This is a genomic window from Neisseria sp. HMSC31F04 (assembly GCF_001807735.1).
GTDB lineage: Bacteria > Pseudomonadota > Gammaproteobacteria > Burkholderiales > Neisseriaceae > Neisseria > Neisseria elongata.
This window is the reverse complement of sequence record NZ_KV790793.1, coordinates 1-24901: the sequence shown is the minus strand read 5'-3', so window position 1 is coordinate 24901 and position 24901 is coordinate 1. Positions and strand designations below refer to the sequence as shown.

Annotated in this window: 23 protein-coding genes and 1 tRNA gene; 9 read left to right on the top strand and 15 right to left on the bottom strand. The window is 54.4% G+C overall.

Going from position 1 to position 24901, the window contains the following annotated elements:
• Positions 1-44: 44 nt before the first annotated feature.
• The 8 genes from pheT to lgt form a co-directional block, all read right to left on the bottom strand.
• On the bottom strand, positions 45-2408 hold the full coding sequence (gene pheT / locus HMPREF3107_RS04470) for a phenylalanine--tRNA ligase subunit beta (RefSeq protein ID WP_070453927.1): 2364 nt from the start codon (positions 2406-2408) through the stop codon (positions 45-47).
• Positions 2409-2578: 170 nt separating this feature from the next.
• The gene (gene pheS, locus HMPREF3107_RS04465; RefSeq protein WP_070453925.1) at positions 2579-3571 is read right to left on the bottom strand and encodes a phenylalanine--tRNA ligase subunit alpha; all 993 of its coding nucleotides are present in this window, start codon (positions 3569-3571) and stop codon (positions 2579-2581) included.
• 248 nt (positions 3572-3819) lie between these two features.
• Positions 3820-4179, bottom strand: coding sequence for a 50S ribosomal protein L20 (gene rplT / locus HMPREF3107_RS04460; protein WP_002214103.1), 360 nt, complete (start codon positions 4177-4179; stop codon positions 3820-3822).
• 12 nt (positions 4180-4191) lie between these two features.
• Positions 4192-4389 carry a 50S ribosomal protein L35 gene (gene rpmI / locus HMPREF3107_RS04455; protein WP_002232040.1) on the bottom strand — a complete coding sequence of 66 codons (198 nt, stop codon included), beginning with the start codon at positions 4387-4389 and terminating at the stop codon, positions 4192-4194.
• Between the two features lie 146 nt (positions 4390-4535).
• Positions 4536-5057 (bottom strand): translation initiation factor IF-3, encoded by a 522-nt coding sequence (infC, locus tag HMPREF3107_RS04450; RefSeq protein ID WP_083284614.1) that lies wholly within the window; start codon positions 5055-5057, stop codon positions 4536-4538.
• 17 nt (positions 5058-5074) lie between these two features.
• The gene (thrS, locus tag HMPREF3107_RS04445) at positions 5075-6988 is read right to left on the bottom strand and encodes a threonine--tRNA ligase (protein WP_070454088.1); all 1914 of its coding nucleotides are present in this window, start codon (positions 6986-6988) and stop codon (positions 5075-5077) included.
• A 54-nt stretch (positions 6989-7042) separates the two neighbouring features.
• Positions 7043-7119 (bottom strand) — tRNA-Val (locus HMPREF3107_RS04440).
• 97 nt (positions 7120-7216) lie between these two features.
• Positions 7217-8074: a prolipoprotein diacylglyceryl transferase gene (gene lgt, locus HMPREF3107_RS04435; RefSeq protein WP_070453920.1), complete on the bottom strand. Its 858-nt coding sequence runs from the start codon at positions 8072-8074 to the stop codon at positions 7217-7219.
• 160 nt (positions 8075-8234) lie between these two features.
• Between lgt and hemE the strand changes: the two genes are divergently transcribed.
• The 7 genes from hemE to HMPREF3107_RS04400 all read left to right on the top strand — a co-directional run bounded on the left by hemE (position 8235) and on the right by HMPREF3107_RS04400 (position 14014).
• A complete protein-coding gene (gene hemE / locus HMPREF3107_RS04430) occupies positions 8235-9296 on the top strand; it encodes a uroporphyrinogen decarboxylase (RefSeq protein WP_070453918.1) in 1062 nt (353 codons plus the stop codon).
• A gap of 207 nt (positions 9297-9503) precedes the next feature.
• Complete coding sequence (locus HMPREF3107_RS04425) at positions 9504-9950, top strand: hypothetical protein (RefSeq protein WP_070453916.1); 447 nt, start codon at positions 9504-9506, stop codon at positions 9948-9950.
• Positions 9947-10537 carry a phosphatase PAP2 family protein gene (locus tag HMPREF3107_RS04420; RefSeq protein ID WP_070453914.1) on the top strand — a complete coding sequence of 197 codons (591 nt, stop codon included), beginning with the start codon at positions 9947-9949 and terminating at the stop codon, positions 10535-10537. Before HMPREF3107_RS04425 ends, HMPREF3107_RS04420 begins: the two co-directional genes overlap by 4 nt.
• 301 nt (positions 10538-10838) lie before the next feature.
• Entirely contained in the window at positions 10839-11843 is a 1005-nt protein-coding gene (locus HMPREF3107_RS04415; protein ID WP_070453912.1) for a Clp protease/crotonase-like domain-containing protein, read from the top strand.
• 75 nt (positions 11844-11918) lie between these two features.
• Positions 11919-12578 carry a uracil-DNA glycosylase gene (ung, locus tag HMPREF3107_RS04410; RefSeq protein ID WP_070454087.1) on the top strand — a complete coding sequence of 220 codons (660 nt, stop codon included), beginning with the start codon at positions 11919-11921 and terminating at the stop codon, positions 12576-12578.
• 87 nt (positions 12579-12665) lie between these two features.
• Entirely contained in the window at positions 12666-13184 is a 519-nt protein-coding gene (gene ybeY, locus HMPREF3107_RS04405) for an rRNA maturation RNase YbeY (RefSeq protein WP_070453910.1), read from the top strand.
• Positions 13184-14014, top strand: a complete 831-nt coding sequence (locus HMPREF3107_RS04400) for an HlyC/CorC family transporter (RefSeq protein WP_049248682.1) — start codon at positions 13184-13186, stop codon at positions 14012-14014. Before ybeY ends, HMPREF3107_RS04400 begins: the two co-directional genes overlap by 1 nt.
• A 74-nt stretch (positions 14015-14088) precedes the next feature.
• Here the strand turns inward: HMPREF3107_RS04400 and HMPREF3107_RS04395 are convergent, their stop codons facing one another.
• Together HMPREF3107_RS04395 and HMPREF3107_RS04390 are read right to left on the bottom strand one after the other, a co-directional pair.
• Entirely contained in the window at positions 14089-14907 is an 819-nt protein-coding gene (locus HMPREF3107_RS04395) for a hypothetical protein (RefSeq protein ID WP_070453908.1), read from the bottom strand.
• A gap of 187 nt (positions 14908-15094) precedes the next feature.
• A complete protein-coding gene (locus HMPREF3107_RS04390; protein WP_049251820.1) occupies positions 15095-15889 on the bottom strand; it encodes a 3'-5' exonuclease in 795 nt (264 codons plus the stop codon).
• 161 nt (positions 15890-16050) lie between these two features.
• Here HMPREF3107_RS04390 and HMPREF3107_RS04385 point away from each other — a divergent pair, with 161 nt between their 5' ends.
• On the top strand, positions 16051-16854 hold the full coding sequence (locus HMPREF3107_RS04385; protein ID WP_070453906.1) for a DsbC family protein: 804 nt from the start codon (positions 16051-16053) through the stop codon (positions 16852-16854).
• Positions 16855-16932: 78 nt separating this feature from the next.
• On the opposite strand, the gene HMPREF3107_RS04380 is transcribed toward HMPREF3107_RS04385, so the two are convergent.
• The 5 genes from HMPREF3107_RS04380 to HMPREF3107_RS04360 form a co-directional block, all read right to left on the bottom strand.
• Positions 16933-18270: a sodium-dependent transporter gene (locus HMPREF3107_RS04380; RefSeq protein ID WP_070453904.1), complete on the bottom strand. Its 1338-nt coding sequence runs from the start codon at positions 18268-18270 to the stop codon at positions 16933-16935.
• A gap of 240 nt (positions 18271-18510) precedes the next feature.
• Complete coding sequence (locus HMPREF3107_RS04375; RefSeq protein ID WP_210391390.1) at positions 18511-19392, bottom strand: LysO family transporter; 882 nt, start codon at positions 19390-19392, stop codon at positions 18511-18513.
• A gap of 57 nt (positions 19393-19449) precedes the next feature.
• Complete coding sequence (locus tag HMPREF3107_RS04370; RefSeq protein WP_070453902.1) at positions 19450-20616, bottom strand: glycosyltransferase; 1167 nt, start codon at positions 20614-20616, stop codon at positions 19450-19452.
• The gene (locus HMPREF3107_RS04365) at positions 20616-22022 is read right to left on the bottom strand and encodes a lipopolysaccharide biosynthesis protein (RefSeq protein WP_070453900.1); all 1407 of its coding nucleotides are present in this window, start codon (positions 22020-22022) and stop codon (positions 20616-20618) included. The genes HMPREF3107_RS04370 and HMPREF3107_RS04365 overlap by 1 nt, the downstream gene beginning before the upstream one ends.
• 156 nt (positions 22023-22178) lie before the next feature.
• Positions 22179-23006: a factor H binding protein domain-containing protein gene (locus HMPREF3107_RS04360; protein WP_070453898.1), complete on the bottom strand. Its 828-nt coding sequence runs from the start codon at positions 23004-23006 to the stop codon at positions 22179-22181.
• Positions 23007-23237: 231 nt separating this feature from the next.
• Here HMPREF3107_RS04360 and HMPREF3107_RS04355 point away from each other — a divergent pair, with 231 nt between their 5' ends.
• The gene (locus tag HMPREF3107_RS04355; RefSeq protein WP_070454085.1) at positions 23238-24818 is read left to right on the top strand and encodes a sigma 54-interacting transcriptional regulator; all 1581 of its coding nucleotides are present in this window, start codon (positions 23238-23240) and stop codon (positions 24816-24818) included.
• The last annotated feature ends 83 nt before the right edge of the window (positions 24819-24901 follow it).

Below are 24901 nucleotides of genomic sequence, written 5' to 3'. Positions count from 1 at the left end.
CGCCTCCGGAAATCATCTGCCTTCAACTCGTCAAAACCGCTTGGCTACGCCCGCAACCTCGCGCCGATGCCTTCCGCCGCCACCACCAGTTCGGCCACAATCGGTTCGACCACTTCGTCGGTCAGCGTGTCTTCCGTGCTTTGCAGGATGACTTTCAACGCCATGCTTTTGTGGTTTTTCGGGAGGCCTGCACCACGATATACGTCAAACAACGTAATTTCGCGCAACATAGGCTCGCACACGGTGGTCAAAGCAGCCTGCAACTGCTCGAAGGTGGTGGCTTCGGGCATCACAAACGCCAAATCCCTGCGCACCGGCTGGAATTTCGATACTGCCTGATAACGCGTTTTTTCGCGTTCCAACACGGCAGCCATGTCGATTTCAAATACCAACGGCGCTTGCGTCAAGTCGTATTTTTGCAGCCATTTCGGATGCAATTCGCCGACAAAGCCGATGACCTGGCCGTCTGAAACGATATCGGCGGCGCGGCCGGGATGCAAGGCGGGATGTTCGGTTTTGACAAACTCAACTAGTTTGTTTTTTAACAGATTTTCCACATCCGCCTTGATGTCGTAAAAATCCGCGTTGCGCGTTTTCTCGCCCCATTGTTCGGGCATCGCCGCGCCGTACCACAAGCCGCCGATGCGTTCGTTTTGTACAAACTGGCCGTCTGAACCTTTGCTGAACACGCGGGCGATTTCAAACACGCGCACGCGGTTTTGTTTGCGGTTCAGATTGTTTTGCAGAATTTCCACCAAGCCGCCGATGAGCGTGGAGCGCATCACGGCATACTGCGCCGCCAGCGGGTTTTGCAGGCGGATGGGATTGGCGTTGGCGGCAAAATCGAGCTCCCATTGCTCGTCAACGAAGGCGTAGCTGACGACTTCGCGGTAGCCGCGCGCCGCCATTTCATTATAAACGGCAAAACGCGGACGGCGGGTTTCGGGCAGTTCCAACATTTTCAGACGACCTGACGTGTAATCGTCGGAGATATTTTCATAGCCGTAAACGCGACCAATTTCTTCAATCAAATCGGCTTCGATTTCGATGTCGAAACGGAAACTCGGCGCGGTAACGCGGAAGCCTTCCGCCGTTTTTTCAGGCTGCAAGCCCAAGTGCTGCAAAATGGTTTCCACCTGTTCGGCAGGGATGTCCACGCCCAACACGGTTTTCAGACGACCCAAACGCAATTCGACCTGTTTGTTTTCAGGTAGCCTGCCCAACGCTTCCAACATTTCGCCTGCCGCACCGCCGCAGATTTGCAAAACCAATTCGGTAGCGCGTTCGATAGCATCAGTCTGCAAACGGTAATCCACGCCGCGCTCAAAGCGGAACGACGAATCCGAACCAAAACCGTATTGGCGCGATTTGCCGGCAATGATTTCAGGCGCAAACCAAGCCGCTTCCAGCACGATATTTTGCGTGTCGTCTGAAACCGCGCTTGCCGCGCCGCCCATCAGTCCCGCCAAACTCAACGCACCTTTTTCATCGGCAACTACCAGCGTGTTTTCAGACAGGGAGACGGTTTTCTCGTTCAGGCATTCCAACGTTTCACCTTCACGCGCGCGGCGGATGTGCAGGCTGCCTGAAAGTTTGTCGGCATCGAAAATATGCATCGGCTGACCAATTTCCAGCATCACATAATTGCCAATGTCCACCAGAGCGGAAAGGCTGCGGATACCGCTGCGCTCCAAACGCTGCTTCATCCAATCCGGCGTAGCGGCGCGCGCATTCACGTTTTCAATCACGCGGCTGATAAAGCGGCCGCAATCGGCAGGCGCATCAATCTGCACAGGCTGTTTGCGGCTGCCCGTGATGGGTGCGGCATGGATTGCAGGCTGCTTAAACGCGCAACCCGTCAGCGCGGATACTTCGCGCGCAATGCCTTTAATGCTCAGGCAGTCGGCACGGTTCGGCGTAATTTTCAGCGTGAATACCGTATCGTCCAAATCCAGATATTCGCGGATGTTTGCGCCAACGGGAGCGTCTTGCGGCAGAATGTGCAGACCGTTCACGCCGTCGTCAGGCAAACCGAGTTCGTCGGTGGAACACAACATCCCGTTCGACACCACGCCGCGCATCTTGGTCGGTTTGATTTTGAAATTGCCCGGCAACACCGCACCCGGTAGCGAACACGGCACTTTGATGCCCGCTTTCACATTCGGCGCACCACACACAATCTGCACCAACTCGCCCGTACCCGCATCGACTTGGGTAACGTTCAAACGGTCGGCATCTGGATGTTTTTCAACGGATTTCACTTCGGCAATCACCACGCCCGTAAACGCCGGCGCGGCAGTCTCAGCTTCTTCCACTTCCAAGCCGGACATGGTTAACAGATGTTCCAGCTTATCGGCGGAAAGTTCGGTATCGGCTTGGGTTTTCAGCCATGAGTAGGAGAATTGCATGTTATGTTCTCAATCAACTAATTAACTTTTTATCAGATTTTGTTTTCAGACGACCTGTTGTTTGGGGGCGCAGGCTGGTTTTTAACTTTGTTGGGGCTGTTGCTTTCAGGTAGCCTTATTTAGCTTTCTGCGACGCAGACTGCTTTTTCATTTTTAGACAACCTGCACGATCATTTCGCAAACTGCTTCAAAAAGTTCAAATCGTTATCAAAAAACAGTCGCAAATCATTCACGTTGTAACGCAACATAGCGAAACGATCGAGGCCGATGCCGAAGGCGAAACCGGTGTATTTTTCAGGATCGATATTCACGTTTTTCAACACGTTAGGATGCACCATACCGCAACCGCCGACTTCCAGCCATTTGCCGTTTTCGCCCATGATGTCGATTTCAGCGGACGGTTCGGTGAACGGGAAGAAAGACGGACGGAAACGTACCTGCAAATCATCGCGTTCGAAAAAGCGGCGGATAAAATCGGTGAACACGGCTTTCAAATCAGCGAAAGTTACACCCTCTTCCACCCACAAGCCTTCAGCTTGGTGGAACATAGGCGAGTGCGTAGCGTCGCTGTCCACGCGGTAAACGCGGCCGGGGGCGATAATGCGGATGGGCGGCTCTTTTTTGTCGAGCATATAGCGGATTTGAATTGGGGAAGTGTGCGTGCGTAAAACATCGCCGTTTTCAACGTAGAACGTATCCTGCATGGCGCGGGCGGGATGATTTGCGGGGATATTCAGGGCTTGGAAGTTGTGGAAATCATCTTCGATTTCCGGGCCATCTGCCACATCAAAACCCATACCGTGAAAGAGTTCGACTACGCGCTGCAAGGTCAGGGTTACGGGATGCAGACCGCCGTTTTCCTGCGCGCGTCCGGGCACGGTGATATCGAGTGCTTCGGCGGCAAGCTGGGCTTGGAGTTTGGCTTCGTTGAGGGCATCACGTTTATTGTTCAAGGCCGTCTGAAACTGGTTTTTGCATTCATTGATATGGGCACCTATGGTTTTGCGCTCCTCAGGCGACATTTGACCTAAGGTTTTCAGAAGTCCGGTCAATTCGCCGGTTTTACCAAGATAACGGGCTTTGATCTGTTCTAGAGCGTTGAAGTCTTGCGCGGCTTCTACTGCGGCAATGCCTTCTGCAACGATACGGTTTACATTTTCCATAGTGGTTTTATCGTCTGTCGGTTGATGATGGGTCGTCTGAAACAATGAGGTCGCCTGTATGGTTTGGTGTTGCCAAACTTTTCAGACGACCTTTTATCCGTTGACGGCCAATCCGTTTGATAGAATCGACGTATTTTAACGCAAATCAATTTAAAAAAATAGACTTTAAAGAAAGAAAATCAATCACATAGACTTTCTTTAGACAAAGAAAAAAGGAAGCCGTAGCTTCCTTTTCAAATTTTTTTGGATTAAGCAGCCAAAGCAGCTTTAGCTTTCTCAACCAATTGTGCAAAAGCTGCTTTATCAAATACAGCCAGATCAGCCAATACTTTGCGGTCGATTTCGATAGAGGCGCGTTTCAGACCGTTCATGAATTTGCTGTAAGACAGACCATTTTCACGGGCACCTGCATTGATACGGACAATCCACAATTGACGGAATTGGCGTTTGCGTTGACGACGGTCACGGTATGCGTATTGACCGGCTTTCATTACCGCTTGCTTGGCAACGCGGTATACGTTTTTACGACGACCGCGGTAGCCTTTGGCTAACGCGAAGATTTTTTGGTGACGGGCACGAGCGGTTACACCGCGTTTTACGCGTGGCATATTCTAAACTCCTTAAGCGTAGGGTAACATTTTAGCAACAGAAGCCAAATCGCGATCGTTTACCATCGAGGTACCGCGCAGTTGGCGTTTGTTTTTAGTGGTCTTTTTAGTCAAGATGTGGCGTTTGAACGCATGAGCGCGTTTTACACCGCCGTTACCCAGTACTTTGAAGCGTTTTTTCGCGCTAGACTTGGTTTTCATTTTAGGCATGGGAAAACTCCATTCGTTATTAGATAAGGCATCAGGGGGTTTTAAAACATTGGTTTCAAACACTTGAACCCAAAATGCCACGGTTTTTGCCGCCAGTCAAAAGCTTACTCCGAAGCGGCAATCGGAGTAAGCCGAGAATTATAACTTTATTTTTTCTTCGGTGCAATCATCATCACCATTTGACGGCCTTCCATTTTAGGGAAGGATTCGATTTGGGCTACTTCCGCCAAATCCTCTTTCACGCGCTCTAAAAGTTGCGCACCGAGTTGCTGGTGAGCCATTTCACGTCCGCGAAAACGGAGTGTTACTTTGACTTTATCGCCGTCATCCAAGAAGCGGTTGATGTTGCGCATTTTGATTTGATAATCGCCTTCATCGGTACCCGGGCGGAATTTGATTTCCTTAATTTGTACCTGCTTCTGGTTTTTCTTGGCTTCGTCGCGTTTCTTGGCTTGTTGGTATTTATATTTACCATAATCCATCAGTTTGCATACAGGCGGTTTGGCAGTAGGGGAAATCTCTACCAAATCCACATCCTGCTCTTCGGCCATAGCCAAAGCTTCACGAACCGATACGACACCAAGCTGTTCGCCTGACTCACTGATTAAACGCACTTCTTTGGCGGTAATTTCGCCATTGATTCGTGCTTCGCGTTCCTGAGCGATGATGAATACTCCTATAAAAATTAATGGTTGACGAGGGCGTCTGAGATTTTTTGCTGCAGTTGCGCAATGAAATCATCCAAATCCAAAGAACCCAAGTCTTCTGCTTTGCGGCGCACGGCCACTTTGTTTTCTTGCTTCTCTTTATCGCCGACAACGATTTGATAAGGGAAGCGATATTGGCTGTTATCACGGATTTTGTAACCGATTTTTTCGTTACGCAAATCCAGCTCTACACGGAAGCCTGCGACTTGCAATTTAGCAGCCACTTCTCGGCAGTAATCCGCTTGATTTTCGGTGATATTCATAATCACCATTTGAACCGGTGCCAACCACAACGGGAAAGAACCTGCATGGTTTTCAATCAAAATACCGATAAATCGTTCCAAAGAACCCAAAATGGCGCGGTGCAACATTACCGGACGGGCGCGGTCATTGTTTTCGGTTACATATTCTGCATCTAAGCGTTCCGGCAATACAAAGTCCAGTTGCAGCGTACCACACTGCCAAGAACGTCCCAATGCGTCTTTAACGTGATATTCGATTTTAGGTCCGTAGAACGCACCTTCACCCGGCAACTCGTCCCATTCCACGCCGCAAGCAGTCAATGCTTCGCGCAGACCTTGTTCTGCCTTATCCCATACATCGTCTGAACCAGCGCGCTTTTCAGGACGCAGTGAAAGCTTGACGGATACATCGTGGAAACCAAATTGCTTGTAAATACGAACCAACAATTCATTGAATGCGCGCGCTTCGCTAACGATTTGATCTTCGGTACAGAAAATATGTGCATCGTCTTGTACAAAACCGCGAACACGCATCAGTCCATGCAATGCACCACTCGGCTCGTTGCGATGGCAAGAACCAAATTCAGCCAAACGCATCGGCAAATCACGGTACGAGCGCAAACCGTTATTGAAAATCTGAACATGTCCCGGGCAGTTCATCGGCTTAACCGCGTATTCGCGCTTTTCCGAGCTGGTTACAAACATATTGTCTTTGTAGTTATCCCAATGACCGGATTTTTCCCAAAAGGTTTTATCCATGATTTGGGGAGTTTTGACTTCTTTATAACCGGCAGCATTCAGCTCTTTACGCATATGCTGCTCGATAGTCTGCCACAAAGCCCAGCCTTTGGGATGCCAAAACACCATACCCGGCGCTTCGTCTTGCAAGTGGAACAAATCCAGTTGTTTGCCCAATTTGCGATGGTCGCGTTTTTCTGCTTCTTCGATACGCTGGATATAGGCTCTTAATTCGTCTTTTGTCGCCCAAGCCGTACCGTAAATACGTTGCAGCATTTCATTATTGCTGTCGCCGCGCCAGTATGCACCTGCCAGTTTGGTCAACTTGAAGTTTTTCAGGAAACGGGTGTTCGGAACGTGCGGACCGCGGCACATATCGACATATTCCTGATGATGATACATACCCATTGCTTCAACTTCGGGCATATCGTCAATCAGGCGCAGTTTGTATTCTTCGCCGCGATCTTGGAAAATTTTGATGGTTTCAGCACGCGGAGTCATAATTTTGATTACATCATAATCTTGTGCAATCAATTCTTTCATGCGCGCTTCGATAGCGGCAACATCCTCAGGCGTAAACGGTTTTTCCGTCGCGATATCGTAATAAAAGCCCTCTTCAATAACGGGGCCGATAACCATTTTTGCGTTGGGATAAAGTTGCTTGACCGCATGACCGACAAGGTGGGCGCAAGAGTGGCGGATAATTTCAACGCCTTCTTGATCTTTCGGGGTAATGATTTGGACGGTTGAATCTTCGGTAATCGGATCGCACGCATCGACCAATTTGCCGTTTACCTTACCCGCCACTGTCGCCTTCGCCAAACCTGCTCCGATAGACGCGGCAATCTGTGCCACGGTAACGGGCGATTCGTACTGGCGGACTGAGCCGTCAGGCAAGGTAATGTTCAACATCAAAAAGCTCCAAAACATTAAAAAATAACGGCAAAAAATGCCGTTTGGAAAATTTGGTAGGCACGATTGGATTCGAACCAACGACCCCCACCATGTCAAGGTGGTGCTCTAACCAACTGAGCTACATGCCTGTATTTGAGAAAGCGCGAATTGTAGCCGAAGGCGGGCAAACTTGGCAAGCGTATCCGACACTCTCGCATCCGGTTTGTTGTTTTCAGACGGCCTCTTTTACTGCACATCCTTCCCTTTTTGACCGAAATAGACAAAACCGGCCACACCTAACAACACCATCGGCAAGCTCAACCACTGCCCCATCGACAAACCGAAAGTCAGCAGGCCGAGATAGTCGTCGGGCTGGCGGGCATATTCGGCGATGAAGCGAAATACGCCGTAACCCGCCAAAAACAACATAGCTGTTTGCCCGACCGGCCGGGGTTTGCGCGAGAACCACCACACCAGCACAAACAGCATCAGACCTTCTAAAGCAAACTGGTACAACTGCGACGGATGACGCGGCAGAGCGCCGTATTGCAACAGCCATTCCGCCCATTGCGGATTACTTTGCGCCAAGTGCGCATCGACTTGCGCCGCCTGCGGGAAACCCATCGCCCAGAAATTCGACGGATCAGTAACCCGCCCCCACAATTCGCCGTTGATAAAATTGCCGATACGCCCCGAAGCCAGTCCGAGCGGCACAAGGGGGGCGATAAAGTCCAATACTTGCATCCATTTCAAGCCCTTCCTGCGGGCAAACAGCCAACTGGCGGCAACCACGCCCAAAAAACCGCCGTGAAACGACATGCCGCCCTGCCACACCTTAATCATTTCCGCAGGGTGGCTGAAATAGTATTCCGGCTGATAAAACAGCACGAAACCGAGCCGTCCACCCAAAATCACACCCAACACACCCCAAGTCAGAAAATCGTCCAACATTTCGGCCGTAAACGGCGTATTACCCTGACGGATACGGCGGCGGCCCAGCCACATGAACAGCACGAAGCCAACGATATAGCTGAGTGCATACCAGCGCACGGCCAACGGGCCGAGTTCGAAAGCGGCAGGATTGAATTGCGGGTGGATAAGCATACGGTATTCCTTGATTTTGGCAGGCGGCCATTATACGCAAAGCATCCGACGGCGCAAAACGCGCCTTTCAGACGGCCTCTCCTCCCGCAAACGTGCGGATTTCCGAACCTGTGGTTTATAATGGCCGTCCGTTTTCCCAACCCACCCTCCGGCAACAGTTATGACCACCTTGAAAAACGACACCTTCCTCCGCGCCCTGCTCAAACAGCCCGTCGAATACACGCCGATTTGGATGATGCGTCAGGCGGGGCGTTATCTGCCCGAATACAAAGCCACACGCGCGAAAGCGGGCAGCTTCCTCGATTTGTGTAAAAACACCGAATTGGCGACCGAAGTCACCATCCAGCCCTTAGACCGCTTCGATTTGGATGCGGCGATTCTGTTCTCCGACATCCTGACCGTCCCCGACGCAATGGGCTTGGGACTGTATTTTGCCGAAGGCGAAGGTCCGAAATTCGAACGCGCCTTGCAACACGAAGCCGACATTGCCAAGCTGCAAGTTCCCGATATGGAAAAACTGCAATACGTCTTTGACGCCGTCGGCTCCATCCGCAAAGCATTGGACGGCCGCGTACCGCTTATCGGTTTCTCCGGCAGCCCGTTCACGCTCGCCTGCTATATGGTCGAAGGCGGCAGCAGCAAAGAATTCCGCACCATCAAAACCATGATGTACTCGCGTCCCGATTTGCTGCACAAAATCCTCGACACCAACGCCCAAGCCGTTACCGCCTACCTCAACGCCCAAATCGACGCGGGCGCGCAGGCCGTGCAGATTTTCGACACTTGGGGCGGCGTCCTGAGCGATGCGGCGTTTAAAGAGTTCAGCCTCAAATATATCCGCCAAATCGTTGCCGGATTGAAACGCGAAAGCGAAGGCAGACGCGTTCCCGTTATCGTGTTTGCCAAAGGCGGCGGGCTGTGGCTGAAAAGCATGGCGGAAATCGGCGCAGACGCATTGGGCTTGGACTGGACGTGCAACATCGGCGAAGCACGCCGCCGCATCGGCAACCAAGTCGCCCTGCAAGGCAACTTCGACCCGTTTGCCCTCTTTGGTACGCCTGAATCCATCCGCACCGAAGTCGCGCGCATCCTTGCCGATTACGGACACGGCAGCGGTCATGTATTCAACCTCGGACACGGCATCAACCAACACGCCGACCCCGAACACGCAAAAATCTTAGTCGATACCGTACACGAACTGTCGCGCCAATATCACGTTTGATTAAACAAAAGGAAATAAAGAGGCCGTCTGAAAGCGAAACCTTACTTTCAGACGGCCTTTCATCAACAAACAGCTTGTACAAAGTGGCGCATAAACAGACATCGCCAACCAAACCCATTGAGGCAACAACCACTCCAAATCGAACCGATCCGGCAAAAGGCCGTCTGAAAAATCAAACCGCCATCCGCAAGCAATACATAAAACGGCATGAATACCACTCAAGCCGCCCTCACCCGCAACCGCCCGAAAGGACAGCCCGTGCAGTGGAAAAAATCACTGAATGAAATCGAAGAAATGATTTGCCGGCAAACCGAACGGCACATCCGCATCATACAAACCGGCCGCAACGCCATCCGCATCGAAGACAAAGTCGGTTTGGATTTGGTTTTGGAACATGTGTATGATGACGGCCTTTTGTTTGGCTACCGCCTTCCGTTCGGCCTGAACGCCATCGCCAAAACGGCAGGCAAAATGTTGGCCAGCCGGGTTCGGACCAAAAAATTGAATTGGGATGCGGAAAAGCAGCAAATCCGCGTCAATCTGCCCGTATTCGGCCAAATCAAGCCTCTGTTCGCAAACCACAAGCTGGTTTCGGCAGAAATCGACAGCAACCAACTGTATTTGAATTTTTCCCCTAAGGAAACCAACCCATGACGTTCAGCGACTATTTTATAAATTTGATATTAAGTGCCGTATTGATTATCGGCGCCTACCAATTTTACTTCTTCACCCAACGGCACCCCTTGCGCAAACCCATCGTATGGGACTCCGTCGTCGATGAAGAAATCCCCTTCCGCCCGCGCTGGTCGTGGGTGTACAGCTTCCTCTACTATCCGGCCATCCTCTACCTCAACCTGATTGCGACCGACCACCGCCACTTCATCATGATGGCCTTCAGCTTCTTAGTCCTACTGTTTATGCAGATGCTGTTTTTTTGGCTGTTCCCCGTCTCCACGCCGCCGCACTGGCGCAATATCAATCCGGGTAAAACCCCGTCGGAATGGTTTTTACAGTTTGTGCAGAAATTCGACCAGTCCAGCAACTGCTTCCCCAGCATGCACGTTTCCGTTGCCATGCTGACTGCGCTGCACGCCATGCCGGTCATGGGCGGATGGGCATTCCTCTTTCCCGTCTTAATCGCGATTTCCTGCATATTTACCAAGCAGCACTATCTCATCGACCTGCCGGCCGGTGCCGCACTGGGCGCGTTTGCCTATTGGCTGTACCTTCCAACAGCCTGACAGGCAGACACGCGCGGTAAATATCTGTTATACTGTTAATGGAAATTATCGGCTATTGTAAACAATCTATAAAAAACACAGAAATTACTGCTTCACGGAATTCATTAACCCGAAAACGGCCTTTACGGTTCGTCCGAATTTGAGACGGGTCGATAGTGCGGCAATGGCGGGGTTTGGATACGGCAATAGAAGTGCCCGGCCAAAATCCCGTCCGTTTCGGAACCGCCCTGTTCGAAAGCCAAACCCGGCCGAAACCGCAGGCATCCCGTGCCCTGCCGTCGATTTACAAAGGGAGAACACCATGAACGAAAACGAAATATCTGTCAAACAGCCGCCGCGACTGTTTTCCAAAACACAAAAAATCCTTGCCGAACTCGAAGCCAACCTCAACGGCCCGCTGCTTTGCTATTGGAACAGCAATGGCGGCAGCATCTGCCGCAACGACGTGCTGGCCCTTTACCGCATCCTCGAGCACGTCGATCAGCACGACACCGTTTACCTGTTCATCAAAAGCGACGGCGGCTCCGGCAAAGAAGCCCTGCGCATGATCAACCTTATCCGCAGCCACTGCCGCAACCTAGTCAGCCTCATCCCGCTGCAATGCGCTTCGGCCGCCACCATGATGGCCATAGGCGCGAACGAAATCCGCATGGGTTCGATGGCCTACCTCAGCTCCGTCGATACTTCCCTCACCCACGACCTCTCCCCGATAGACCGCGACAACGACCGCGTTTCAGTCAGCCTCGACGAACTCAACCGCGTCGTCAAACTGTGGAAAAACAACACGGAAGACACCGGTTCCAACCCCTACAAATCCCTGTTCGAATACGTCCATCCCCTGGTTATCGGCGCGGTGGACAGAGCCGAATCGCTATCGATCAAACTGTGCGAAGAACTGCTGTCCTACCACATCATCGACCCCGTCCGCGTCCACAGCATCGCCGAAACCCTCAATTCCGGCTACCCCACCCACAGCTATCCGATACTGACCAAAGAAGCCCGCCGCATCGGTCTGAACGCCCGCGAACTCGACAAACTGGTGAACGACCTGCTGCTCGCCCTAAACGCCTGTTACAGCGAAATGGGGCAACGCGCCGTTACCGACTTCGATGACACCCGCTCCCACTCCAATGAAATCCTCAACATCTTGGAAGCGCGCAACGTGCAAGTGTTCTACCAAAACGACAAAGAATGGTTCTACCGCACCGAAGAACGCCGCTGGCTGACCTTAAACGACAACTCCAACTGGCACGTTACCGAATCCATCAAAGGCAAAGTACACCATTCCATCCTCCACCTATCCTAAACGGAAGGCCGTCTGGAAACAGGCAACCCGCCTTTTCAGACGGCCCCAACATAAAACACCACCGACAAAATCATGATGCAAACCTGGACAGAAGCCCTCGGCAAAGAAAAGCAACAGCCCTATTTCCGACACATCATCGACACCGTCAAAGCCGAACGCGAAAGCGGGCAAACCGTCTATCCGCCTGCCGCCGACGTCTTCAACGCCTTCAAAGCCACCGAATTTAGCCAAGTCAAAGCCGTCATCCTCGGCCAAGACCCCTACCACGGCGAAGGACAGGCGCACGGACTGGCCTTTTCCGTCCGTCCGGGCATCGACATCCCGCCCTCCCTGCAAAACATCTACAAAGAACTTGCCGACGACATCCCCGGTTTCCGCATCCCGAACCACGGCTGCCTGCAACACTGGGCGGAACAAGGCGTCCTCCTGCTCAACACCGTCCTCACCGTCCGCGCCCGCCAAGCCCACTCCCACGTCGCACTGGGCTGGGAAACCTTTACCGACACGGTCATCCGCCGCCTGGCCGAACAACGCGAACACCTCGTCTTCATCCTCTGGGGTAGCCACGCGCAGAAAAAAGGCGCGTTCATCGACCGCGGCCGCCACCTCGTCCTCACCTCGCCGCACCCCTCCCCCCTGTCGGCCTACCGCGGCTTTTTCGGCAGCAAACCCTTCTCGCAAACCAACGCCTACCTGCAAAAGCACGGCCGAACACCGATAGACTGGCAAGTGTAACGGCAAACAAAAGGCCGTCTGAAAACACCTTCAGACGGCCTCTCCGATTTCCAGTATCATCACGCCTTTACACAACCTCAACCGAACATGAAAAAAGCCAAACGCTACCCCTTCCTCAAACTGCAACGGCAACGCTTCGCCCTGCATTTCGACAACCAATCCTCCGCCGCAGGCCTCCCCTCCGAGCGCGACTTCTACCGCTGGGCATGGCAGGCGGTCAAACAACACCACCGCTGCGCCGACATCTCCCTGCTCCTGCTCGACGAAGAACCCGCCCGCGCCTGCAACCGCGATTACAGGGGCAAAGACTACGCCACCAACGTCTTGAGCTTCGCCCTCGACGAAGGCGAAACCATGTACGCCCCCGCCCTTTCAGACGGCCTGCACGGCGATTTGGTCATCTGCCCGCAAGTCGTCTTCAAAGAAGCTGCCGAACAAGGCAAAACACCCGAACAACACTTCGCCCACCTCACCATACACGGCGTTTTGCACCTGATGGGCTACGACCACATCGAAGATACCGAAGCAGAAGAAATGGAAGCCCTTGAAACCCGCCTGCTAAATCAGTTAGCATACCCCGACCCATACCCACAGGACGAACAATAATGGATGACAGCCCGTCGAAGCCCAACTTTTTCGAACGACTCATCAGCCGTATCAACGGCGACGCACCCGATACCGCCGAAGGCGTATTGGCCCTCCTGCGCCAAGCGCACGAACAACAGGTATTCGACACCGACACCCTGCAACGGCTGGAGAAGGTACTCGACTTTGCCGAACTCGAAGTGCGCGACGCCATGATTACCCGCTCGCAAATGAGCGTCATCAAATCGACCGACAGCCTCGAACGCATCATTCCCTACGTCATCGAAACCGCACACTCGCGCTTTCCCGTCATCGACGGCGACAAAGACACCATCCTCGGCATACTGCACGCCAAAGACCTGCTCAAATACGCCTTCAACCCCGAACAGTTCAACCTCGAACAACTCCTGCGCCCGGCGTTTTTCGTCCCCGAAGGCAAATCCCTCAACGCCCTGCTCACCACCTTCCGCGAGCAAAGGCTGCACATGGCCATCGTCATCGACGAATACGGCGGCACATCCGGCCTCGTTACCTTTGAAGACGTCATCGAAGAAATCATCGGCAACATCGAAGACGAATTCGACGAAGACGATTCCGCCGACAACATCTTCGCCGTTTCCGCCGAACGCTGGCGCATCAACGCCGTAACCGAAATCGAAGACATCAACGCCTTCTTCGGCACAGACTACCACAGCGAGGAAGCGGACACCATAGGCGGGCTGGTCATCCAAGAACTCGGCCGCCTGCCCGTACGCGGCGACAAAATCATCCTGCCGCCGCTGCAATTCACCGTCGCCCGCGCCGACCACCGCCGCCTGCACACTCTGATGGCCGTGCGCGTGAAGGAATAAATCCGCGGATACAAAACGAAAGGCCGTCTGAAAACCGGAAAACGGTTTTCAGACGGCCTTTATCGTTATTTTCGTTACATTAGGCTGTAAAGCGGGTAACCCTTGGGCACGACATGTGTCTTCCCGTTATACGGCATCAGGTATTTCTGCCGCCGGTATCGTTTCTTGCCCTGCGTTCCGCTGAGTGAGGCTTCAACCGCCCACACATCAAATTCGGGCTTCAAGCGGCGGTTAAACGAAACATCTGCGTCCAAAGAGGTTTCCATTTCTTCGCAATGGCGCCGCTCCCGCCCTTTGTATTCTTTGCAATTTCCGTAATGAGCCCCGTTGTCCAAACCAGTCGGAATGTAGCTGTTGGCGATACGGTTGCGGTTGTCGCTGAACAGCAAAAACAACCCTGTCACTGTCGAACCTTGTCCGGTATAGGCCGTTTCGACGGCATAACCCCAATTTTGCCCGCCTACCTGCATAAACCGCCAATCTTCGGCATCGGGCGTTTTACCCCACGCGCCGACTTCATCTTTACCGTGCAGCTTGATTGCCCACTTGCCGCCCTCCTTCTCCAAAACGAACACTTCTGCCAGGCCGGACGAGGCATGCGAATCGTTTATCCGTTTTTCTTCAAGGTCGTAGGCAAAACCCGTATAGAGTTCGTAGCGCGTGGTTTTGCCGTTGCGGGTAACGGTGTGTCCGGCCGCGCGTTTCATACAATAGGCCGTATTTCTAAGATTCTGACTGCCCTTGGGCGGGTCGGACAGTTGGCATTTTTCGGCCGCCAAAGGGCGGTTGTAATGCTGTTCGATTACATGACGGATGGCGGCATCATCGGCAGGTGCAGCCAAAGCCGGCATGGCCAATACGGCCGGGATAAGGGTGGAAACAATGCGTTTCATTCAAAACTCCTGATTGTGTGTTTGATGCGTAGAACGGACGGTCAAACGGTTGCCCCGCCGCAGCGGGCAAAGAAAAGGCTTACGCAAAGCCTGCCGCTCCGTTCGTCCGCAAAGAATTGCGGCGTGTTTCGGGCAAAGGCCGTCTGAAAAACCGAAAAATCGTTTTTCAGACGGCCTTTGACAAAATTCAGCCCCATGCGGCAAGAAATTCGCGCCAATGTTCCTGCCCGTCCGCCAGCGTTTGCAGATAATTTTTCAGACGGCGGATTTCCTGCTCGTACTCGTCGCCGTCCAACGCGCCGCTCATCAGGCGGAAACGCAGGTACATCAAATAAGTATTGGCCGCATCGGTTTCACAGTAGTCGCGGATTTCTTTCAGACGGCCTTCATGAAACGCCTGCCAAACTTTACCGCCGTCCATGCCCAATTTTCCGGGGAAGCCGCACAGTTTGGCCATATCGTCCAAAGGCACATTGGCACGGGGCTGGTAGAGGGCGAGCAAGTCCATCAAGTCGCAATGGCGGTTGTGATAACGGCTGATGTAGTTGTTCCATTTAAAATCTCGGCTGTCGCCGAAATCGCCCTCACCCATGTCCCAATAACGGGCGGCCGTGATGCCGTGTATCAGGGCGCGGTAGTGCAGCACGGGCAGGTCGAAACCGCCGCCGTTCCAGCTCACCAGCTGCGGCGTGTGCGTTTCAATCAGCTCAAAAAAACGCGCAATCACCGTTTCCTCGTCATCGCCGATTTCGCCTATCGTGCCGACGTGGATTTTGTCCTGCCCCCAACGCATACAGCAGGATATGGCCACCACCTGTTGCAAATGGTGTTGCATAAAATCGCTGCCTGTCCGCGCACGGCGTTTCTGACGGGCGAATTCCACCACCTCCGCGTCCGCCACTTCCGACGGTAAGTCATATAGCGTGCGGATACCGCGCACATCGGGAACCGTCTCAATATCGAAAGCCAAAATCGGTGTCATACTCGTATTCTCGCTGGGAATCTGACCATATTGAGCGGATTGTGCAGCAAGGCGCGACTTTTGTCATGCAAAATACTTAGCCCTGCGCGCTTTTTTTCGGCATAATACCGACCCGGCGACAACGCCCGAATTTTATTGAGAAAACGAAAGCCAACATAAATATGAAAAGAAACACCCTCACCGTCCTGGCCGCTGCCCTGCTGATTGCCGCCTGCGGTCAAAACCAGGTCGGCACAACCTCAGCGCAAGCCGCCGGCAAAACAGCCATCGGCGCAGGTTCGGCGAACGGCAAAACCGATGCTTCCGTCGAACAAACCATCCGTGGAAAATTAGAAAAAGCCTATGCCGAACAGCAAATTAAAGTGCTGTCCGTCCACCCTACCCCGCTGGACAACCTGTATGAAGTCGTCTTGAGCGGCAAAACCGTCATCTATACCGATGCCAAAGGCGACTACATGATTGTCGGCGACTTCATCGACATTAAAAACCGCAAAAGCCTGACCGACGAGCGCACGGCACAATTGAGCGCGGTCGAATACGACAGCCTGCCTTTCGACATGGCGATTAAAGAGGTACGCGGTAACGGCAAACTCCAAGTAGCCGTTTTCTCCGACCCCGACTGCCCGTACTGCAAACGTCTGGAGCATGAATTCGCCAAGATGACCGACATCACCATCTACAACTTTATGATGCCTTTGGCCAGCCTGCATCCGGACGGTACGCGCAAAGCCCAACAGATTTGGTGTCAGCCCGACCGCACCGCCGCTTGGACGAAATGGATGCGTGAAGGCAAAATGCCGCCGCAAGTTCCCGTATGCGACAACCCTGTCGATGAAACCACCTCGCTGGGCGAACAGCTCGGCTTCCACGGCACGCCGGCCATCGTCTTCCCCAACGGCCGCACACAAGCCGGTTATACGCCGATGCCGCAACTGGAAAAAATCATCAAAGACAATCAGAAATAAGCTGAGAAACATACAAAGGCCGTCTGAAACCCGTTCTTCAGGTTTCAGACGGCCTTTTTACTTTTCAAACTATTCGCCTCAAATCCAGCCCAGCGTATTGGCAAACACCAGCAAAATCGCCACCGGCGCGAGGAAGCGCAGGGCGTTGAGCCACAGCACAATCACGGCTTGCGGCACGCTGCTGCCTTCGCGCATGTGCCCTAACACATCGCTCTTCTGCCGTATCCAGCCCACAAACACCGCCACCAAAAGCGAGCTGATCGGCATAATCAGCGCGGTAATCATGTAGTCCCACAGATCGAACAGTGTTTTGCCGAACAGCTTCCATTCGGAGAGTACGCCGAACGAGAGCGCGGAGGGGATGCCGACAATAAAAATTGCGGTGCCGATTATCCAAGTGGTTTTGCTGCGTTTGCTTTCGTCTTCGCGGATGGCGGCGGCAATCACGGTTTCCAGCATGGAGAAGGCGGAAGTGAGCGTGGCAAATACCACCAGCAGCATAAACACGGCAAACAGAATTTGTCCCAGCGGCAGCTTCATAAACACGGCGGGCAGCACCACGAAAATCAGCCCCGGCCCCTGCCCCGGCTCAAAATGGAAAGCGAACACGGCGGGGAAAATCACCAAACCGGCCAACAGAGACACCAGCAGGTTCATCCACATAATGCTGTTGCCGGAGCGGAACAAATCCTGTTTTTTATCCAAATAGGCGGCATAAGTAATCATGGTGGACACGCCCAGGCTCAGTGCAAAAAAGGCCTGTCCCAGCGCGGTGAGCATGGTTTGCGGCGTGAAGTGCGACCAATCGGGCTTGAGCAGGAAGGAGATGCCCGCCATCGCGCCGTCCAGCGTGAGCGAGCGCACTGCCAAGAGCAGCAGCAACACAAACAGCGCGGGCATCATGTATTTGTTGGCCCGTTCGATGCCCGCCGCGATGCCGCTTTTCACCACCCATACCGTCATCAGCATAAACAGCCCCTGATAAGCGATTGAGCCGACAGGATTGGAAATCGTGCTGCCGAACAGTGCGTTGAAATCCGCATTTTGGTGAATGCTGCCGTCAAACGCGTGCACCACATAATTCAGCACCCAGCCGCCCACCACGCTGTAGAACGACAGCAAAATGAAGCAGGCAAACACGCCCATGCGCCCGATCCACGGCCACAGGCTGTTCGGTGCGAGCGTTTTAAACGCATCCACCGCGTTTTTGCCGCTTTTGCGGCCGATATAAAACTCGGCCAGCTGCACCGGCAAGGCCACCAAGATGGTGAACACCAAAAACATCAACACAAACACCGCGCCGCCGTTGGTACCAGCGGTATAGGGGAATTTCCAAATCGCGCCCAAGCCGATGGCGGAACCGGCGGCAGAGAGGATGAAGCCGATTTTGGACGACCAGGAAGCAGGGGTTTTCATAAATGTAATAACCTGTAAAGACCAACGAAGGGCGCGATTGTAGCAAAACAGACGGGTAGAAATCCGCCTAGAAAGCGGCATGGAAAATTTAAGCAGGATTACTGCACGGAACAAACCGCATTCAACCTACCGTTTTAGAAAAACGACATCATATGAAATAAAATGCCAAAAACTTGAAAAATTAAAAATAATATTCCAAAAAGAAAACAAAAAGGCCGTCTGAAAACACTGCTTACCGTTTCAATACAACAGAGCGGTCAAAGCCGAAATCAACACAGGCGCGGCCAACGTCAAAATAAAGCCGCTGACAATCGCGTATTTCACATATTCCGGCTCGCAGTTTTCCTTTACAAACGGCAGCGCGGAATCCATCGCCGCCGCGCCGGAAAGGCCGATGGCGGCGGCAGGCTGGGTTTTGCCGAAAAAATAGAGGAATACGATGCTGAACATTTCGCGAAAAAAATCGGTCATCAAAGCCGTCGCACCCATTTCGGCAGACACCAGTTCGCCCACCATCGGCCCCGACAGGGAAAACCAGCCGAAGCCTGCCGACAGCATCAGGCTTTGGCCAAACGAATACGGTGTCAAGAGTGAAAAAACCAAACCAGCCGCCACCGTGGCCGCCGCTGCAAACAGGGGCAGCAGGAATACGCGCCGGTTCAGGCCGCCCAGGCGGACATGCACCAAATCCGTCCCCACCAAAAAAATCAGCAGGTACAGAACCTGCGTGCTGCCGATTACGCCTTCCAAAGTACCGTGCGGCAACAGGCGGTAGGCCGCCACGCCCGCTGCAAACGCGGCCACGGCTTTGAGACAGCCGAAAAAAGGCAGCCAAAAACTGCCCGACGGTGCCGCCCTGCCGCCCTTACGGTACAGCAGCGCGGCGGTAAAGGCGGCAATCAGCGAGGAAAGCAGCAAGGCGCGTTTCACGACATCCGCACCCAAAGCCTTATCGGTAAAAATGCCACCGAATTCCGCCCCCATCAAAAACAGCAACAGCAGCACCACGGCCGACAATGGTTTGAGCATCTGCCGCAAAACAGACGTTGGCAGGATTTTCCCCACTGCAAAACCGAGCAGCAGCAAACCCGACACCGATAAAACAGGTAAGAGGGAAGTCATGATTTGTTCTCACTTATTTGAATGCCGATGCAGGATGAGGCCGTCTGAAAGTTTTATTTACTGTGCCAAAACCTGCGCGTAAACCGCTTTCAGACGGCCTGTTACCGCCTGTTCGCCGAATTCTTCCAAACAGGCGGCGCGCAGGGCTTCGGCCGGATAGCGCGCGCGGTTTTCCGCCATTTCCAGCAGGGCTTCGGCCAAGGCTTCGGGCTGTTCTTTCGGCACGAGTAGGCCGTTGTTTCCGTTCACGATGCCCTCCGGCCCGCCGCAGCGGGTGGCGATGACGGGCAGGCCTTGCGACAAGGCTTCGATGAATACCACGCCGAAGGTTTCGTTGCGGCTGGCAAGTACGAAAGCGTCGCTGCCGCGCATCAGCCGCAAAACCGCGCCGTTATCCAACGCGCCGAGGAAATCCACCGCCGCATCGATTTTCAGACGGCCTGCCTGACGTTTCAAAGCCGCCTCTTCCACGCCGCCGCCGCCGATTTTCAACCGCAAATCTGGCCGTTTTTCCAGCGCGCGGGCGAAGGCGTCCAGCAAAACGTCGAAGCCTTTGTTGCGGTTCAAATGCGCCACCGAGCAGAAGGTAAAGCCGTTTGAGGCCGTCTGAAAACCCCTTTCGGGCAAAGGTTCGCAAAACGCCGCGCCCGGTATATTGGGCAGATACCGCCATTCCGAGCCGCCGTATTCGGAAGCCAGCAGGCGGCAGAAATCGGGGCTGACGGCAAACCGTGCCGCCGCGCCGTCCGCCGCCGCCCGCATGGCTTCGCGCTGCCACGGCCTGATTAAGCCGCGCGCGTAAGTGCTGCTGTGTTCGGTGATGACGTAGGGGATGCCGTACCGCCGCGAGATGCGGCGCGCAAGGATGCCGCCGTGGTTGACCGCATGGGCGTGCAGAATGTCCGGCCGCCCCTGTTCGGCCAGATAGCGTTCGAACAGGCGCATTCCGGCGGCCACCCAACGTTCGCGGTCGAGATACGGGATGCGCGGGAAGAAATAAACGCTGTGGCGCGTATAGGTGGGAATCGGGCCGTCTGAAAAACATTCCGTTCCGTAACGGCCTAAAAAGATTTCGCGCAGGCGGCGCGGCGAACGGAACAGCGGCGCAACCACGCCGACGCGCAAACCGGCGCGTTGCAATGCGTGCGCCTGCTGACGGAAGAAGATGCCGTCCAAAGATGACGGCGTTTCGGGATACCACGAAGGCAGCAAAAGGACGTGCATTATCGGTTATTCCTCGTTTTCAGACGGCCTGCCAAACGGCGGTAACGCCAAGCCAATGCCGCCAAACAAACCAGCCACAAAACGGCAAAATAAGGATACAGACCGTCGCCGCAGGCCGTGTACGCAAGGCAAACCGCCAGGCAGGCCGCCGTCGTGCCGTAGAGCGTGCCGCGCGGCAGCGGCTGCCACAAACGGGCAGACAATTCGGTTTTCAGCGCGAAAAACAGCCAAAACGACACCGCCGTCGCCATCGCCGCCCCGCGCGCGCCCCACAACGGAATCCACAGTTTCAGAAGAAACAGGTTGCACAACAGCGCGGCCAGCGAAATCAGCGGCACCGGCCAATTCCGCTTGCTGACATGGATGCCGATGCCGCTGACTTCGGTCAGCGTATACAGCAGCGGAAACAGCAGCGACGACAGCAGCACGAACTGCACCGGCCCATATTGCGGCGGCAACAACAGCGTAACCGCAGGCGACAACAGGCCGGCCAGGCACACAATCGCCGCCGCCGCGTCCGTCATCTGCCGCGCCACCGCCGCCACCTTCGCCGTATCCCCGCCCTGCGCTACCCATTTGAACACCATGGGCGACCAAACGGTGGAAAACACGCTTTGAAACACCATCGCCGCCGCGCCGAAACTGACCGCCATCGAATACACGGCCAACTCTTCCAAGCCCGCCAAATCGCGCAACAGCCAGCGGTCTATCGAAGTAAACGCCCAATAAATCAAACCGCCCAAAGCCAGCGGCAGACCGTACTTGAGGCCGTCTGAAAGCTGCCGCGCGTCAAACGGCGCACGAAAAGCGGCGGCGCATTCATGCCGCGTTTGCCACAGCAACAACCCCGCCGCCGCCCACTGGGAGGCCGCATACACCGCCGCCAACACCCAAATATCCGCCCGCGTGCCGAAGCAGGAAACGCCCGCCACCGCCGCCAACACCAACAGCTTGGGCAGCAGTTGGCTGAAAGAAAAAGCCAGCGCGCGCTCCTGCATCCGCAAAATCAGCGACAGATAGCGCACCGGCAGCAAACCGGCGGCAAACAGCAGGCACAGCAGGCTCAAAGTCCCGTCGGCCAAACCGAAAATCTTTTCAGACGGCATCTCGGGCGCGGACAGCCAAACCGCCGTTGCGGCCGCCACACCCAAAAGCAACGGCGGCCAAGCCAGGTTTTTAAACAAAGCCGCCTGCCGCCCGCCGCAATGGTGGAACTCACGCACATAAGCCTGGTCCAGCCCCAAGCCCAGCACGATTAAAGCCAGCGAGGCCGCCGTTTGCAGCAGCACGATGCGGCCGATGTCGCCGCCGGCAAAATGCCACGACATCAACGGCAACGTCAGCAGCCCGGCGGCGGCACTGCCGACCGGCCCCAAGGCATAGGCCAGGAGTTTGTTTCGATTCATAAAGGAAATGGCGGGAAGAAACCGGAAAGCCGCACATTATAGCGGCTCGCAACAAAAACGATACGGCGGCACTGCCGCCCCGTTATCCGAAAGGCCGTCTGAAAACCTGTTTTACGGTTTTCAGACGGCCTTTGCTGTATTTCAAACCGTCAAAGATTATTTCTTCTGCGAACCGCCGAAGCCGATCTGTTTCGAGTTGCCGCCGTTGCTGAAATACGCGCTGCCGGCCAATTCGTCGGCTTGGGGGCCGTACAGAGTCAGGTCGTAGCTGCCGCCGGTCAGGCCGCTTGACACCGCTCTGCCGCCGTCCACGCCCACCGTGCCGTCAGGACGGGCATGCAGCCTGTGGTTTCCCAACATAACTTTGTTCACGCCCTTCAGGCCGGTAATGCTGCCTTCGCCCGTTTTCCGGCCGAAATCGATGGTGTAATCCAATTTGCCGTTACGGTCGTCGCCGCCGGCAAAAGCCAAGCCTTCATAACGGATTTTGCCGGTCGGCAGCTTGTCTTCCGTCGTATGTGTGCCTTGGATGGTATTGACTTCGAATTTGGTATCGACGGGGCGGATGCTGCCGTCGGGATATTTTCCGCCCGCCGGATGCCTGCCGGCCACCACGGAATAATTTTGCTTGTAGATGAGCAGCTCGCCGTTTTCCTTGGTTTTTTGGTCGGTATGATTGAGTTCGTACTCCAAGCCCGTTATTTTTCCCGTTTTTTTATAACTGATGTCGATTGTCTCACCCTTGCGGTAAGTCTTGACCCGGTCAGCGCCGCTTTTTTCGCTGTCGGTAATGGTGATGGTGTCGTTTTCAGACGGCAGCAGGCTGTTTGTCTCGCTGCTGCCCACGGTCAGCCGGTTGAACTGCCCTTTGACTTTCGGATTCAGCGGATCGGTTATTGCACCTGCCAAACCGTCGGCAGCCCCGCTACAGCCGGCCAGCATTAAAGAAACGGCAATCACGCTAAAAAAATACTTGTTTTTCATAATACTATCCTTATTCAAACACCACAATGCAACGTTATTATTGTAACATCATCCCGTCCTGCTTACGGACCTCGGCATCAAATAAGACAATTTGTCCAAACAACAATCTGATAATAAATAAAAAATAAGTTTGTAAAAATCAAGACTCCGCACTCCCGCCTGCAACCGCCTTTCAGACGGCCTGCATTTTATTTACAATACCGTTTGAATGTTTACATTACGAAACACGATATGACTTCAAAATCACAAACCGACCGCCGCGACTGGCGGGCGCAGGAAATGCTGCTGCTGCAACAAGTTATCCGAAACCTGGGCAAAGACGGAGGCGCGCACCACACCGCCCTGAAAATCATGCTGCAACTGATGAGCGAATTTTTCGGTTTGAACCAAGGGCGCATCGTCCTGCAGCACATCGACGACGAAAACGCATCCATACGCTACGCCTACGGCATGTCGCCCGAACAAGTCGCGCGCGGCGTATACGCGCCCGACGAAGGCATCACCGGCACCGTATTGAAACATGCCCACATGATTGTGGCCGACGACGTGCGCAATGACCCCCTATTCCTCGGCCGCACCGTCCTGCGCGAAGACATGCCGCCCGAACAAACCATGTTCATCGCCCTGCCGATAGCCGCCCACAACCGCACCTTCGGCGTACTCGCCTGCCTGCGCGCCCGCTACAGCCCCCGCCCGCTGCACGACGACGTCTCCCTGTTGAAAATCCTGTCCACCCTGGTCGGCCAACTGCTCTACATCCACGAAAACAACGAAGCGCACACGCAAAAACTGCAAAGCCAAAACCAAAAACTCAAACAAACCCTGCAATCGCACAGCCGCCGCTACGGCATCGTCGGCTCGTCCGCCCCGCTTTTGAACGCCGTGAGCGAACTCGAACGCGTAGCACACAGCAACGCCAACGTTTTGCTGCTGGGCGAAAACGGCACGGGCAAGGAAATGTTCGCCCGCACCCTGCACACCGCCGGACGGCGCGTCGGCCAGCCCTTCATCAAAGTGGCCTGCAACGGCGCGGACAACGACACCCTCGGCCGCGAAATCTTCGGCCAAGGAGAAACAGGCGGGCTGCTCGAACAGGCCGACGGCGGCACGATATTCTTCGACGAAATCGCCGCACTGGACGCAGACCTTCAAAGCCGCCTGCTGCACGTTCTGCAAAACAACGCCGTACAACGGCTGGACGGCGGCAAAGCCCGCAACATCAACGTCCGCATCATCACCGCCACCACGCGCGACCTTGCCGCCGAAGTGGAAAGCGGCCGCTTCGACCCCGACCTCTACTACCGCCTCTACGTCGTCCCCATCCACCTGCCCACCCTGCGCGAACGCCGCAGCGACATCCCCGAACTCGTCGCCTACTTCATGCACCGCATCAACCGCGAAACGGGCAAAAACGTCAATCTGACCACCGAAGCGGTGGAACAACTGCAATACTACTCCTGGCCGGGCAACGTCTTCGAACTCGAACGCTTCCTGCACGAGCTGGCCAAACAAAGCGAAGGCAATATTGCCGACGAACATCAGGTTTGGCGGCTGCTTAACCAACAATCGGGCAAACCTGTTCCCACCGTCGCCCCCAAGCCCGCACAACGCGCCCAAAACGCCGGCTTCGCCATTCAGGGCAACCAAGCGCGGCCTTACCTCCAAGCCGATTCCCATTCGCTGGAAAAAATCGAAGAAACGCTGGCCTACTGCCGGGGCAACAAAACCCAGGCCGCCCAAATGCTGGGCCTCTCCACGCGCCAGCTTTATTACCGGCTGGAAAAGCTGAAAAAGGAAAAAGAAGGGCAATAAACCCCGCCTTTTAAACGAAAAGCAAAAGGCCGTCTGAAACCCGTTTTCGGGTTTCAGACGGCCTGAGATCTTTGCAAAAAAGC